This window comes from Streptomyces sp. WM6386 (assembly GCF_000972385.1).
Taxonomy (GTDB): Bacteria; Actinomycetota; Actinomycetes; order Streptomycetales; family Streptomycetaceae; genus Streptomyces.
The window spans coordinates 70,959-85,692 of record NZ_JXTE01000001.1; the positions used below are offsets into that span (position 1 = coordinate 70,959).

Here is a 14,734-nt window from a genome sequence, read left to right on the forward strand (position 1 = left end):
CTGGGAGGCTCGCTCGTGAGGACGCAGGCAAACGCCGTGGTGATCGGCGGCGGAGTGATCGGCGCGAGCATCGCCTACCACCTCGCCGCCGCCGGTGTCCGCGACATCGTCCTCGTCGAACGCGACGAACTGGCCTCCGGGTCCACGTCGAAGGCGGCCGGAGGGGTGCGGGCCCAGTTCTCCGACGCCCTCAACGTGCTGCTCGGCGCGCGCAGCCTGGAGGCGTTCGGCCGGTTCCGGGAAGAGGTCGGCCACGACATCGGCCTGCACCGCGTCGGCTATCTGTTCCTGCTGTCGACGCCCGAGGACGTGGCCTCCTTCGAGGCGGGGGTGCGACTGCAGAACTCCCTCGGCGTGCCCAGCCGCATGCTCACCCCGAAGGAGGCCCGCACGCTCTCCCCGCTGATCAGCACCGACGGGCTGCTGGCCGCCGCCTTCTCGCCGGACGACGGCCACTGCACCCCCGAGGCCGTCGTCCACGGCTACGCCTCCGCCGCCCGCGCCCTGGGCGCCCGCATCCTGCGGCACACCGAGGTCACCGGCATCACCGTGCAGGGCGACACCATCAGGGCCGTCGAGACGACGCTCGGCACCATCTGCACCGACACGGTGGTCTGCGCGGCCGGCGCCTGGTCACGCGCGATCGGGAAGATGGTCGGCGTGGATCTGCCGGTGGAGCCGCTGCGCCGCCAGATCGCGGTCACCGCGCCGGTCCAGGGCCTGCCGCCCGGCCTGCCGATGACCATCGACTTCAGCAGCACCCTCTACTTCCACCGCGAGGGCCCCGGCCTCCTGCTGGGCATGTCCGACCCCGACGAGCGCCCCGGCTTCGCCACCGACACCCACGACCGCTGGATCCCCCGCCTCGCCGCCGCCATGGAGCACCGCGCCCCCTCCCTCCTGGACCTGCGTCGCACCGGCGGCTGGGCGGGCCTGTACGAGGTCACCCCGGACCACAACGCCCTGATCGGCGAGGCGACTTCGGTATCCCGTTTTCTGTATGCGACCGGCTTCTCCGGTCATGGTTTCCTCCAGGGACCGGCCGTCGGCGAGGTCGTCCGTGACCTGTGCCTGGGCCGCGTACCCTTCGTGGACGTCAGCCCGTTGAACGCCGGCCGGTTCGCGGCCGACGCCCCGCGCCCGGAGGCCAACCGCGTATGACCGAGCTCCATCTGTGGCTGCGCCACGAGGACCGTCCCACCGAACGGCGCACACCGGTCGTGCCGTCCGACGCGCGCAGGCTCGTCGAGAGCGGGGCGACCCTGACCGTCGAGGAGTCCCCGCAGCGGATCTTCCCGATCGAGGAGTACGAGGCTGTCGGCGCCCGGGTCGCGCCCACGGGCTCATGGGTGGCGGCGCCGCCGACGGCGGTCGTCCTCGGTCTGAAGGAACTCCCCGGCACACCGGCCGAGTTGACGCACCGGCACATCTTCTTCGGGCACGCCTACAAGCAGCAGCCGGGCGCCGCGGACCTGCTCCGCCGGTTCGCCGCCGGGGGAGGGGCACTCCTGGACCTGGAGTACCTCGTCGACGACCACGGACGCCGGCTCGCCGCCTTCGGCTACTGGGCGGGCTATCTGGGCGCGGCCCTGGCGGTGCTCCAGCACCGGGGCCGGCTCGTCGCACCGCTCACGCCCACCTCGAAGGAGGAGCTCGACGAGATCCTCCGGCCCGCTGCCGGGGACGAGGAGTTCACCGCACTTGTCATCGGCGCCCTGGGCCGCAGCGGCCGCGGCGCCCGCGTCGCCTTCCAGGCCGCCGGGCTCGACCCCACCTGCTGGGACCTGGCGGAGACCCGAGACCTGGACCGCGCGGCTCTGCTGGCGCACGACGTGATGGTGAACTGCGTCCTCGCCACCACGCCGGTCCCGCCCTTCCTCCAGGAAGCCGACCTCGACGCCCTCACCCGCCGCCTGCGCACCCTCTCCGACGTCACCTGCGACGTCGGCTCCCCCCTGAACGTCCTGCCGGTCTACGACCGCACCACCGACTGGGACGAGCCGGTACGCCGACTCCGCAAGGGGGAGCCCCCGCGCCCCCCTCTCGACCTCATCGCCATCGACAACCTGCCGTCGCTGTTGCCGAAGGATTCCAGCGAGGGCTTCTCGGGACAACTGCTGCCGCTGCTCCTGGACTTCGGGACCGGCGGCCCGTGGGGGCGCTGTCTGGACCGGTTCCGTGCGACCTGCCGGCAACTGGGCATCGTAGAAGGGGAGTCGCGGAATGTCTGAGCTGGTTCCGGCGAGCGGCACCGTCCACTGGATCGGCACCGGACTGTCCACGGGCAGCGGTCTGGCCCGGGTGTGCTCGGCGGCCGAGCGGGTGCGGGTGTGGCACCGCACCGAGGAGCGCGCGGCGAAGGCCCTGGACCGGCTGGGTCTCACCGGCCGCGCCGAGCCCCGCGCGTACACCCTTGTCGCGCTGACGGCCGAACTCGCGCCCGGGGACGTCGTCGTGTCGATGCTGCCCGCACCGGAGCATGCCGGGATCCTGGCCGCGTGCGTCGCGCGGAAGGCGCACTTCGCCTGTTCCAGCTATGTGTCGGACGCCGTGCTGGAACAGGTGCCCGCGGCCCTCGCGGCCGGGATCGTCGTCCTCACCGAGGCCGGGCTCGACCCGGGCATCGACCATCTCTTCGCGCACAGCCTCGTCGCCCGCGCCCGGGACACGATCGGTGACGGTACGGCGGCCTCGTACCGCCTCACCTCCTACTGCGGCGGCATCCCCGCGGTGCCGAACGACTTCCGGTACCGCTTCAGCTGGGCGCCCCTCGGAGTCCTGGGCGCCCTGCGCTCACCCGCCCGCTACATCGAGGACGGAGCCGAGACCACCGCCGCGCGGCCGTGGGAGGCGACCCGGCGCCATGTCGTCGACGGGGAGGGCTTCGAGGTCTATCCGAACCGCGACAGCGTGCCGTTCGTCGAGCAGTACGGGATGCCGCCCGCCTGGAAGGCACGGTCCTTCGTGCGGGGCACCCTGCGCCTTGAGGGGTGGCTGCGGGCCTGGGACGCCGTCTTCGAGGAGCTCAAGGCTGGTGACGACGCCCGGATCGCCGCGCTGGCACGGGAGTTGGCGGCGGCCCACCCGACCACGGACACCGACCGGGACCGGGTCGTGCTCGCCGTGTCGCTGGATGTGCGGGGCCCGGCGGGGCAGGCGTGGTCGGGCAGCTATCTGCTGGACCTGGTGGGGGACGAGGAGGAGAGCGCGATGGCCCGCTGTGTCTCCCGCACCCTCGCCCTCGGCGTGCGGCACGTCCTGGACGGCTCGCTGCCGCCCGGCCTCGGCCGAGCCGCCGAGACGGCGGCCCGGTCGCAGGAGTGGCTGCGGGAACTCGCCCTGGAGGGCGTGGAGTTCACTCTGCGCGTCGACGCCTGATCACTCGATCACGGCCTCGTGCACCAGGCGCCTGAGGTCCGGGTTGAGCTTCAGGGATTTCGGCCGTACCTGGGTGTAGAACTGCACGGTCAGATCGCGGCGGGGATCGACCCAGAAGGTCGTGGAAGCGGCTCCGCTCCAGCCGAACGTGCCCGAGGTCGTGGGTGCGAGCGTACGGGCGGGGTCGATCACCACGGAGACGCTGAGACCGAAGCCGACCCCGTCGTTGTTGGGCTCGTCGTGGGCCGGTTTGCTGCCGAAGGCGCGCAGGTCGGCGCCGCCGGGAAGGTGGTTCCTGGTCATCAGGTCCACCGTTTCGGGGGCGAGCAGGCGGGTGCCGTCGAGTTCGCCACGACGGCGCAGCATTTCCATGAAGCGGTGCATGTCGTGCGCGGAGGCCGCCATGCCGCCGCTGCCGGAGAGGAACCGGGGCCGGCCGTGGAGCGGGAGCCCGGGGATCGGCTCGATGCCGCCGTCGTCCTTCTCGCCGTACAACTCGCTGAGCCGGCCCGCCTGTTCGGCCGTGACGCTCAGGCCGGCGTCGGTCATGCCGAGCGGTCCGAAGACCCGCTCGGCGAAGAAGGCGTCCAGCGGCTGCCCGGACACCACCTCGATGACCCGGCCGAGCACATTGGAGGAGACCGAGTAGTTCCACTGCGTGCCCGGCTCGAACTGGAGCGGCAGGCTCGCGTACACCTCGACCGTCTCGGCCAGGGTCGAACCCGGCACCACCGACGACTCCAGGTCGGCCTCTCGGTACAGGGCGTCGACCGGGTGGGAGTGGTAGAAGGCGAAGGTCAGGCCTGCCGTGTGGGTCATCAAGTGCCGTATCAGCAGGGGGTGTCCGGCGGGCCGGGTGACCATGTCGGAGCCCGAGCCGCTGACATGCACCCGGGCGTCGGCGAAGGCCGGCAGATGCCGGGCGACCGGGTCGTCCAGCGACAGCTTCCCCTCCTCCACCAGGATCAGCGCGGCCACCGCGGTGACGGGCTTGGTCATCGAGTAGATCCGCCACAGGGTGTCCGGTTCGACGGGGAGTCCGGCGGCGAGATCGCGGTGGCCGTGCGCCGTGAGGTGGGCGACGCGGCCGCCGCGGGCGACGGCCACGAGGAAGCCGGGCATGCGTCCCTCGTCGACGTAGTGGGCGAAGTGCTGGTCGAGGCGGTCCAGCGCCTTCGCGTCCAGTCCGGCCTCACCCGGGTCGACTTCCTGCCGCAGCTGTGCCATCGCTCTCCTCCGCTCGCGTTCGTCGAGGTGCGATCCGGCATACCCCGCCGCGACGACCTCAGACCTCATCGTCGCGCAGGAATCTCCGAGCGGTTGCCCGGTCGACCTCGATCGGTGATCGTGGCACGGAAACCCGCCGCCGGCACCGCGCCCGCCAGCGCGACAGCGGCGAACGTGACGAGTGACACCTCCGTGGCGGCGAGAGCCACCCCGAGCGTCGGCCCGACGTTCATCGCGGTCTGCTGCAGCCCGCCCGCCACCCCGGCCGACCCGACCGGACTCTCCCGTACGACGACATGGGTGGCCGCCACCATGACGGTCCCGAACCCCGCCCCCAGCAGCGCGAATCCGGCGCCCAGCGCGAGCGCGCCCGACGCGTGGGAGAGCACCAGGATCCCGACGGCGAGGACCGCCATCGCGGTCGCCGCCGTGCGGCGGGCGCCCGCCCGGCGCAGGAGCACGGGGCACATCGCGGCGGCGGCCACCATCAGGACCGCCAACGGGAGGCAGCGCAGGGCACTTTGGAAGGGGTCCAGGCCGAGCGTGTACTGCAGGACGTACGTGCTCACGAACAACGTGCCCGACAGGGCGGCCGACGCGGCGACCAGGACGCCGAGCGGTGCGCCGGGGACGGTACGCGGTATCAGCGGGCTCGCGGTGCGGCGCTCGTGGCGTACGAAGGCGGCGCCGGTCACCGCGGTCACCGCCAGGCCGAGCCAGTGCGGGGACACCAGCGTATGGACCAGGAATCCCAGCGTCACCGCGAGCAGGGCGGCACCGGGCAGGTCCAGCCGGACCTCGGTGGCCCGTTCCGGCTCCCGCACCGCCAGGGCGAGCACACCGAACACCAGCGCGGGCACGACGTTGACGAAGAACACCGCCCGCCACCCGGACCCGGCCACCAGTACTCCGCCGACCAACGGGCCGGCCGCGGCGGCCACCCCGATCGCCGCGGTACGCACGGCGATGGGCCCTTGGAGCCGGTCCGGCGGGTAGGCGACGCGCAGCATGCCGAGGGTCGCGGGTTGCAGCAGCGCCCCGAACACGCCTTGGACGACCCGCAGTCCGATCACCCAGCCGACACCGGGCGCCAGTGCGATGCCCGCCGACGCCAGCCCGAAGCCGAGCATGCCGATCCCGAAGAGCCGCCGGTGCCCGTACCGGTCGCCGAGCCGCCCCGCGAACACCAGCAGACTCGCCACCGCGATGAGATAGCCGGTGCTGGTCCACTGGACCTGGGCGAAGGAGGCGTCCAGGTCCCTTTGCAGGGTGGGCTGGGCGATGGTGAGGACCGTGCCGTCGAGGGCGACGATCACGGCTCCGGTGACGCTGCCCGCGAGGACGAGACGAGGGTTCACCCGCCCTCCCGGCCGAGGTGCGCGTCGAGGGCGTTGCGCAGAAGTGGTGCCAAGTCGTCCGCGCCGGTGGCCAGTTGGAGGCTGCCCCAGCCCCACAGCTGGGCGATGCCGTGCAGGTTCGCCCACAACGCCCCGGCGACGAGGCGGGCGTCCGCGTCCGGGCGGGCCAGGGCGACCAGCTCCACCAGGCGACCGAAGAGCGGCAGGCTGGTGTCCCTGAGACCCAGATGGCCGCTCTCCAGCAGGTCGTGACGGAACATCAGCTCGTACATGCCGCGGTTGTCCAGCGCGAACCGCAGATAGACCCGCCCCAGCTCCGTCAGCCGGCCGCGCGGGCTCGCGGTGCCGTCGTCGGCCTGCTCCGCCCGCTCCGCCAGCTCGCCGAAGCCGCGGCGTGCGATGGCCGACAGCAGTTCCAGATGGGTCGGGAAGTAGCGGCGCGGCGCCCCGTGCGAGACACCCGCCCGGCGGGCGATCTCCCGCAGGGTCAGCGCCTGCACGCCCTCGCGGGCCACCAGCTCCACCCCGGCGTCGACCAGCCGGGCCCGCAGCCCGCTCTCCGGTTCATGCATAGACACTGTCTACCAGTCACTCGTAGACAGTGTCTACCCGCTTCCCTTCCGGGAATGCGCGCACCCCGAGTGCCGGTTGACCCAGGCATGACTCAGGACGCGACGCAGAACGCACTGCTCGGGCTGCTCTCCGAGGGCCACGGCGGGGTGCTGGTCACCCTCAAGCGCGACGGCCGGCCCCAGCTCTCGAACGTCAGCCACGCCTACTACCCCGACGAGCGGATCATCCGGATCTCGATCACGGACGACCGGGCCAAGACCCGCAATCTGCGCCGCGATCCGAGGGCGTCCTACCACGTGACCGCCGCGGACCGGTGGGCGTACACGGTCGCCGAGGGGACGGCCGAGCTCGCACCGGTGGCGCGGGACCCGTACGACGAGACGGTCGAGGAGCTCGTCCGGCTGTACCGCGACGTCGTGGGCGAGCACCCCGACTGGGACGACTTCCGGACCGCGATGGTCCGCGACCGGCGGCTGGTGCTGCGGCTGAAGGTGGAGCGGGCGTACGGGATCCCGGCAGGGGCGAATCAGGGCTAGGGCCCTTCTGACGGATCAGCGTGGGCCGAGGAGCGGCGTCCGGTGCGTGCGATCGCCGTGCGGGTGGAGGGTCATGTGGCGGAGCCACCTGGCCCTTCGCCCCGTGCGTCTGGGGGTCCCCCCACGCCCTTCAGGCAGTGGGGGAGTGCGTGCCGGGCGTCGCGACGCCACGATGATCCGTCAGAAGGGCCCTAGGTGCGGACAGGGCGAGCGCGGTGATCCCGTTCGGCGTGGCCACGTACGCGCGCAGTCCCTGCTCGGCGGCGCTGATCACGGGGCTGTACTCGGCCCCTCGGCGTACTCCGCCCGCACCGCCTTCACCGCCACCCGCGCACCGGTGCCAGGCCCTTTCGGGGAGGTGACGGGACGTCATACTGCTTCCGCCTCGCTAGGGTTGATCCACCGCGAGCGACGCGGAGAGTCGGACGGGGAGCGATCGGCATGATGGACCTGATCTCGGTGGGTGCGATCAGCGCCGTGCTCACCACGGTCTGGCAAGGGATGGGCAGCGAAGCCGGCAAGTCGCTCTGGGTGTCGGCGGGCGGACTGGTCCGCCGGATCGCTGGGCGCGAGGTGGCGGCACCCGCCACCCCCGCTCAACTGGACGGCGTGGCCCGGCTGGTGCATGAACGCGTGCGCGAGGACCCCCGACTCGCCGACTCCTGGTTGCTGTTCGCCAGGACCGTGCCCGCCGCCGGGGCGTCCGCGGTGCTCCGTCGCCCCAGCCTGCCCAACGCCCCGCGCTACTTCACCGACCGCGAGGAGGCGCTGCGGCTCCTGGACAAGGAGGCGTCCCGTCCCCACGACGGCCGCCCCCGGCTCGCGCTTCTGCACGGACGCGAAGGCATCGGCACCAGCACACTCGCCCTCCACTGGGGCTGGCGGCAGATCTCCCGCTTCCCCGACGGTCAGCCGTACGTCGATCTGCGCAGTCTCGGACCCGAGGCGGCCGTCGGTCAGATGCTGCGCCAACTCGGCCTGCGGGACGAGGAGATACCCCTGGCCGCCCGGGACCGCGCCGAACTCCTGAGGCAGTGTCTGGCCGACCGGCGGATGCTCCTCGTCCTCGACCACGCCCGGTCCCTGGCGCAGATCGACCCCCTGCTCACCTCGGCGCCCGGGGTGTTCACGATCGTCGTCGCCCGACAGCCACTCGCCGGCCTCGGTGCCCTGACCATCCCGGTCGGACCGCTGGCGAACCGCGACGCCCGACAGATGCTGGAGCGGCTCGTCGGCACCTCCGCGGTCACCGCCGCCCGGAGCACCCTGCCGACCCTGCTCGATCGCTGTGCCGGCTCGCCCTACGCCCTGCGCGCCGCCGCACTCCGGCTGGCGACCCCGCCCGCACGCCCGCAGGTGGCTCCCGCCGTGCCCGAGAGCGACCCGGTCCGCGCCGCCGCCGAGGATTCCTACCGCCTGCTCACCCCCGGGGCGGCCCGCCTCTACCGCCTGGCCGGACTGCGGGACTGGCCCGCCCTCGACAGCGCCGCGGCGGCCCGGGCCGCGGACGTCCCGTCCACCGAGGCCACCCGGCTCCTCGACGAACTTGTCGCGGCGCTCCTCGTCGAGCGCCAGGACACCGGCCGCCACCGCTACCGCCCCGCCGTGCGCGCCCACGCCGAAGGCATGGCGTCGACGGTCGACGGTATACCGCAGTGCTCGGCGGCCGTGGCCCGCGTCGTCGAGGGCTACCGCGCCCTGGCCCTCGGGGCGGCCCGCGCGGCGCTGCCGCAGAGCTGGCGGGTCCCGCGGGCGACACCGGGCCCGCCGGATCCCGGTGCGGGCGTCGCCGCCCCGCCCGCGCAGGGCGATCCTGGTGCGGGCGTCGCCGCCCCCGGACCGTACGCCGGTCCCGGGGCCGCCGTCGCCGCCCTTGCCGCCGAGGCGCCGAGCCTGGTCGAGGCGGTGCTCACGGCCGAGGAGTACCGCGACTGGGACTCCGCCGTCCTGATCGGCCAGGCCCTGTGGCCGCTCCAGCTGAAGGCCGGCCAGTTCGACGTCCTGCTGCCCGCACTGCGTGCCGCGGCACGTGTCGCCGACGAACGGTTCCCCGGCACCCGCACCGCAGGCGCCCTGCACTTCCAACTCGCCCACTGCCTGATGGAGTCGGCCCGCTGGGACGAGGCCGAGACCGAGGCGCTCGCCGCCGTCCGCGACGAGCGGGCGGCCGGACACGCACGGGGCCACGCCTCGGCGGTCGAGCTGCTGGGCCTGCTGCGGCTGCGCCAGTGGCGGCCCGAGGAGGCGTACGCGTGCTTCGAGGAGTCGATCGTCGTCTACGGCACCATCGGCCCCGGGGAGCTGGGCTTCGCCGACCTCCCGCGCGCCCGGGCGCTGCTCGACCGGCACCGGGGCCACGCCCTGGGGCAGCAGGGCCGACGCCAGGACGCGACGGAGCTTCTCGAGCGCGCCCTGCGGTTCTTCCGGGACAGCGGCGAGGCCTACAACACGGCCCGCACGCTCACCGACCTCGCCTCACTGCATGTCGACGCCGGCGCGGTCGGCACCGCGCTGCCGCTGATCGACGAGGCGCTCGCGGCCCTCGCCGACGAGAAGGCCGAGCACCATGTGCGGCGGCTGCGGGTGCTGCGGGAGCGGTGCGTCAGGCCGGAGTGATCCTGACGTGGTGCGCGGAGCGGCCCATGCGCACCCGCAAGCCCCGCGCGAACAGTTCCTCCAGTGCCTTGCCCGCCCCCACCCACGCGTGCAGCGCGGACGCGTACCCGGCGGGGTCCGCGTCCGCGCCGGATTCCGCCGTGAGGTTCAGGAGTGCGCCGGCGCGGGTGCGGACGACACACGACCCCGGCCCGGTGACGTATGCCGCGAGCGCGCAGTACGGATGCCGGTCGAGGACCTCCGCCGTCCAGAGCGCGGGCGATCCGAACCGGGGGTCGTCCGCGTCGCCGTACCGGAACACCACGTCCGCCAGGGCCAGTCGGTCGGTCTCGCGGGTGTCCTCGTGGACCGCGAGGTGCGCCTCGCCGTCGCCCTCGGGGGCGGGGTGCGGGCCCGCGTACCGGGTCACCGCGACCTCGCCGGAGGCCGTCAGCCGGGTCAGTACCAGGAGCGGCACGGTGGGGACCGCCGGCTCGTACGGCGGCAGCGGGAGCGGTTCCAGGCGGGCGGGTTCCGTGGGCTCGGGGAGGCCGAGGTGGCCGTAGAAGAGACGCCGTAGGCGGGCGGCCGACTCGCCGGGGGCGGAACTGACGAACTCGGCCGGACGGCCCGGGGGTTGCGGGGGCGGTGCGTCCACCTGGGGGCGCAGCGGGCGTGTCGGATCCAGCCGGGGTGCCGTGCGCACGAACTCGTACACCGGTGCCTCGGGGGCGAGACCGGCGAGCGGGGCCGCACCGAGCAGCACCGGAGTGCCCAGGGCGGCGGCGTAGTAGGTGACCGAGCCGTGGTCGCCGATGACCAGGTCGGCGGCGACGAGAGCTTGGCGCCAGCCCTGCAGGGGGTCGATCAGGGTCAGGCCGGCCCGGCGGGCGCGGTCGAGCCAGGCGCGGATCTGGCCGGGGCCGTGACCGTGCCAGATGTTGGGGTGCAGGACGGCCGCGAGCCGGTACTCGTCGGCCGGTAGCTCCGAGGTCAGCCGGGGCAGCAGGGAGGGCAGGACGTCGTCGCCGCCGTCACCGAACAGACTCTCGGGATTCCAGGTGGAGTTGAGGACGATCAGCCGCTGTCCACGGCCCAGGCCCAGAGCCCGGCGGTAGCGGTCGCGGTGTGGGCGGGCCGCCACCATCCGGTCCCAGCAGGGATCCCCGGCGACCACCGCGGTGGGTGCGGCCTCGGGGCAGACGGTGCGCAGTCGCTCGTACTGCTCGGGGTGGGAGAGGACCAGGGTGTCCGCGATCGGCTTCCCGTCCTCGTCGAGCAGCCACTGCGGTGACATCCCGAAGACCGGATCCGATCGCTCGCTCCCACCGACGACCGTCGGGTGTCGGGTGTCGGGTGTCGCCAATCTCTTAGTGTATCCGATACCGTGCGACAATACGGCCAATTTACCGGAAAGTGCCCATAGTTGACCGCCGAAGCTCGCCGAGACCGCGAGTGCGACCGGAGTGGTGACCGCCTGCTCCCACGGCATCACCCGTACACCGGTCTGTGCCAGGAGCTCGGCGAGGCCCGCCTCGAATGCCGACGAGCCGGGGCAGGTCGCCAGCAGCTGCACCTCGAACTCGTCGTGGAAGAGCGGCAGTACATCGAGGAGGCGGGTCGCCGCGGTCACGTTGTGGACGACGAAGAGGACGTTGCGGCCGCGCCCCCGGGTCGCCCAGCGGGCCGCGTCGTCCCCGACCGGCACCCGTATCCAACCGGCCCCCGCCACGCTCTCAACCGCCTCTCGCCGCCCGCCCGTGTGATCGGGCAACGATAGACAACGGCCGCTTCGCGCGTACCGGCCGCCCCTGAAACCGGCCGGTACGCGCGAGGGGCCCCCTCCCCGGACTGACGTCACACGAGGCGCTTCTGCTCTTTTCTGCTCGCTTCGGCCGATGTTCTTGCCGAAAACGTCAACTGTCAACGGGGTGGAGCGGTTCAAGCGGTCCTAGGACCCGGGGCGCAGGGCGGACGACCGATGGTTTCGCGATCAAGCGTTGCCTAGGCTGCCGTAGGAGACGCCGCAGCTCAGGAAGAGGTCACGATGCCGGTCGACGGCCGCAGTCACATCCGTATCGCCCGCCCGTCCCGCGACCTCGCCGCGGCCGAGCGCTTCTGGGCCGACGGGCTCGGCCTGGCCGTCGTATGGCGGGCCGAGGGCGGCACCGGACCGGGCCACCACGACCTGCTCATGCTCGGCTGGCCCGACGCCCACTGGCACCTGGAACTCGTCCACGAGCCCGCGCACCCCGTCCGACCCCGGCCCACGGAGGAGGACCTCCTGGTCGTCTACGTCGACGGTCCCGTGCCGCAGGACCTTGTCGCCCGGCTCGAACAGCACGGCGGCAAGCGGGTCCCCTCGCCCAACCCCTACTGGAACGAATGGGGCGTGACGATCGAGGACCCGGACGGATACCGGCTGGTGCTGTGCGAGCGGGCGTGGTCCAACTCGTAGGGGACGGGCCCGAGTCGGATGACCGCCCGACTCGTCACGGGCCGGGACGGGCGCGAGGGCGGTCCCAACTCGTGGCGGGAGGGGGCCTATCGAAGGCGGCCCCCACTCGGCTCGGGGCCACCCCGGCCGGCAGCTGAGCCGGCGCGACTCGTCGGGGACCGTCCCGGCTCACAGCGGGTCGGTCCCCGATCCCGGGCCCGCTCAGGCCCCGACATACTCCGCGAGATGCTGGCCCGTGAGCGTCGAGCGGTCCGCGATCAGTTCCGTCGGGGTGCCCTCGAAGACGATCCGGCCGCCGTCGTGGCCGGCGCCGGGGCCGAGGTCGATGATCCAGTCGGCGTGCGCCATGACCGCCTGGTGGTGCTCGATGACGATGACCGACTTCCCGGAGTCCACCAGCCGGTCCAGCAGGCCCAACAGCTGCTCCACGTCCGCGAGATGGAGTCCGGTCGTCGGCTCGTCGAGGATGTAGACCCCGCCCTTCTCGCCCATGTGGGTGGCCAGCTTCAGCCGCTGCCGCTCACCGCCGGAGAGGGTGGTCAGCGGCTGCCCGAGGGTGAGGTAGCCCAGCCCGACGTCCGCGAGCCGCTCCAGGATCTTGTGCGCGGCCGGCGTACGCGCCTCGCCCGCGCCGAAGAACTCCTCCGCCTCGGACACCGGCATCGCGAGGACCTCGCTGATGTCCCGGCCTCCGAGGTGGTATTCGAGGACCGCCGCCTGGAACCGCTTTCCCTCGCACTCCTCGCACGTGGACGCCACGCCGGCCATCATCGCCAGGTCGGTGTAGATGACGCCCGCGCCGTTGCACGTCGGGCAGGCGCCCTCGGAGTTGGCGCTGAACAGGGCCGGCTTCACACCGTTGGCCTTGGCGAACGCCTTGCGGATCGGCTCCAACAGCCCGGTGTACGTCGCCGGGTTGCTGCGCCGCGAACCGCGGATCCCCGTCTGGTCGACCGTGATCACACCGTCCCGCCCGGACACCGAGCCATGGATCAGCGAGCTCTTGCCGGAACCGGCAACCCCGGTGACGACGACCAGCGCCCCCAGCGGGATGTCGACGTCGACGTCCTGGAGGTTGTTCGTGCCCGCGCCGCGTACCTCCAGCACCCCCGACGGCTTGCGCACCGTGGGCTTGAGCGAGGCCCGGTCGTCCAGGTGCCGTCCGGTGAGCGTGTCGCTGGACCGCAGCCCCTCGACGGTGCCCTCGAAGACCACCTCGCCACCCGCGGTGCCGGCGCGCGGACCGAGGTCCACGACATGGTCGGCGATCTCGATCGCCTCCGGCTTGTGCTCCACGACCAGCACGGTGTTGCCCTTGTCGCGCAGTTGCAGCAGCAGTTCGTTCATCCGGCGGATGTCGTGCGGGTGCAGCCCGATCGTCGGCTCGTCGAAGACGTACGTCACATCGGTGAGCGAGGAGCCGAGGTGGCGGATCATCTTGGTGCGCTGCGCCTCACCGCCGGAGAGGGTGCCCGAGGGGCGGTCGAGGCTGAGGTAGCCGAGCCCGATCTCGACGAACGAGTCCAGCGAGTGGCCCAGCGCGGCCAGCAGCGGCGCCACCGACGGCTCCTTCAGGTCACGGACCCAGTCCGCCAGATCGTCGATCTGCATCGCGCAGACGTCGGCGATGTTCTTCCGCTTGATCTTCGAGGCCCGGGCCTCCGCGCTGAGCCGTGTGCCGTCGCACTCGGGGCAGGTCTGGAACGTCACCGCCCGCTCCACGAAGGCGCGGATGTGCGGCTGGAGGGCGTCGACGTCCTTCGACAGGAAGGACTTCTGGATCTTCGGGACCAGTCCCTCGTACGTCAGGTTGATGCCCTCGACCTTGATCTTGGTCGGCTCCTTGTGGAGCAGGTCGTGCATCTCGCGCTTGTTGAACCTGCGGATCGGCTTGTCCGGGTCGAAGAAGCCGCAGCCCCGGTAGATACGGCCGTACCAGCCGTCCATGCTGTAGCCGGGGATCGTCAGCGCGCCCTCGTTGAGCGAGAGGCTGTCGTCGTAGAGCGCGGTGAGGTCGAAGTCACTGACCGAGCCCATGCCCTCGCAGCGCGGGCACATGCCGCCGAGCCGGTGGAACGTGGCCTTCTCCGCCTTGGTCTTGCCACCGCGCTCCACGGTGATCGCACCGCTCGCCGACACCGACGGCACGTTGAACGAGTACGCGTTGGGCGGGCCGATGTGCGGCGTGCCGAGCCGGCTGAAGAGGATGCGCAGCATCGCGTTGACGTCGGTCACGGTGCCGACGGTCGAGCGGGCGTTGGCACCCATCCGCTCCTGGTCGACGATGATCGCCGTGGTCAGTCCGTCCAGTACGTCGACCTCGGGCCGCGCCAGCGTCGGCATGAAGCCCTGCACGAAGGCGCTGTACGTCTCGTTGATCAGCCGCTGCGACTCCGCGGCGATCGTGTCGAACACCAGCGAGCTCTTGCCCGACCCGGAGACACCGGTGAACACCGTCAGCCTGCGTTTGGGGATCTCGATGCTGACGTCCTTGAGATTGTTCTCGCGCGCGCCGTGCACGCGGATCAGATCGTGGCTGTCGGCGGGGTGCGACGCGGGCGGCTGGGGGTTCGTCCTCTTGGTGGCCATGCTGACTGTTCTCCATCGTT

Annotated in this window: 11 protein-coding genes; 6 read left to right on the forward strand and 5 right to left on the reverse strand. The window is 72.5% G+C overall.

Annotated features, from left to right (window positions below; translation table 11 throughout):
• Window positions 1–15: 15 nt before the first annotated feature.
• From TN53_RS00275 to TN53_RS00285, 3 genes are read left to right on the forward strand one after another with little or no spacing between them, the layout of a single operon-like run.
• Window positions 16–1,161, forward strand: coding sequence for an NAD(P)/FAD-dependent oxidoreductase (locus TN53_RS00275; protein ID WP_046256200.1), 1,146 nt, complete (start codon window positions 16–18; stop codon window positions 1,159–1,161).
• Window positions 1,158–2,231 (forward strand): saccharopine dehydrogenase, encoded by a 1,074-nt coding sequence (locus TN53_RS00280; protein WP_046256201.1) that lies wholly within the window; start codon window positions 1,158–1,160, stop codon window positions 2,229–2,231. Before TN53_RS00275 ends, TN53_RS00280 begins: the two co-directional genes overlap by 4 nt.
• Entirely contained in the window at window positions 2,224–3,378 is a 1,155-nt protein-coding gene (locus TN53_RS00285; RefSeq protein WP_046256202.1) for a saccharopine dehydrogenase family protein, read from the forward strand. Before TN53_RS00280 ends, TN53_RS00285 begins: the two co-directional genes overlap by 8 nt.
• Here TN53_RS00285 and TN53_RS00290 read toward each other — a convergent pair whose 3' ends face one another.
• From TN53_RS00290 to TN53_RS00300, 3 genes are all read right to left on the reverse strand, one after another.
• Complete coding sequence (locus TN53_RS00290; RefSeq protein WP_046256203.1) at window positions 3,379–4,605, reverse strand: serine hydrolase domain-containing protein; 1,227 nt, start codon at window positions 4,603–4,605, stop codon at window positions 3,379–3,381.
• A 65-nt stretch (window positions 4,606–4,670) separates the two neighbouring features.
• Window positions 4,671–5,963, reverse strand: coding sequence for an MFS transporter (locus TN53_RS00295; RefSeq protein ID WP_046256204.1), 1,293 nt, complete (start codon window positions 5,961–5,963; stop codon window positions 4,671–4,673).
• Window positions 5,960–6,535 carry a TetR/AcrR family transcriptional regulator gene (locus TN53_RS00300; protein WP_046256205.1) on the reverse strand — a complete coding sequence of 192 codons (576 nt, stop codon included), beginning with the start codon at window positions 6,533–6,535 and terminating at the stop codon, window positions 5,960–5,962. Before TN53_RS00300 ends, TN53_RS00295 begins: the two co-directional genes overlap by 4 nt.
• 87 nt (window positions 6,536–6,622) lie before the next feature.
• Between TN53_RS00300 and TN53_RS00305 the strand changes: the two genes are divergently transcribed.
• Window positions 6,623–7,072 carry a PPOX class F420-dependent oxidoreductase gene (locus TN53_RS00305; protein ID WP_046256206.1) on the forward strand — a complete coding sequence of 150 codons (450 nt, stop codon included), beginning with the start codon at window positions 6,623–6,625 and terminating at the stop codon, window positions 7,070–7,072.
• A 441-nt stretch (window positions 7,073–7,513) separates the two neighbouring features.
• The gene (locus TN53_RS00310) at window positions 7,514–9,688 is read left to right on the forward strand and encodes a tetratricopeptide repeat protein (protein ID WP_046256207.1); all 2,175 of its coding nucleotides are present in this window, start codon (window positions 7,514–7,516) and stop codon (window positions 9,686–9,688) included.
• Here TN53_RS00310 and TN53_RS00315 read toward each other — a convergent pair.
• Window positions 9,675–11,399 (reverse strand): hypothetical protein, encoded by a 1,725-nt coding sequence (locus tag TN53_RS00315; RefSeq protein ID WP_046256208.1) that lies wholly within the window; start codon window positions 11,397–11,399, stop codon window positions 9,675–9,677. The genes TN53_RS00310 and TN53_RS00315 overlap by 14 nt on opposite strands.
• 315 nt (window positions 11,400–11,714) lie before the next feature.
• Between TN53_RS00315 and TN53_RS00320 the strand changes: the two genes are divergently transcribed.
• Window positions 11,715–12,125: a VOC family protein gene (locus tag TN53_RS00320; RefSeq protein WP_046256209.1), complete on the forward strand. Its 411-nt coding sequence runs from the start codon at window positions 11,715–11,717 to the stop codon at window positions 12,123–12,125.
• Between the two features lie 201 nt (window positions 12,126–12,326).
• Here the strand turns inward: TN53_RS00320 and TN53_RS00325 are convergent, their stop codons facing one another.
• Window positions 12,327–14,714: an ATP-binding cassette domain-containing protein gene (locus TN53_RS00325; RefSeq protein WP_046256210.1), complete on the reverse strand. Its 2,388-nt coding sequence runs from the start codon at window positions 14,712–14,714 to the stop codon at window positions 12,327–12,329.
• Between the last annotated feature and the right edge of the window lie 20 nt (window positions 14,715–14,734).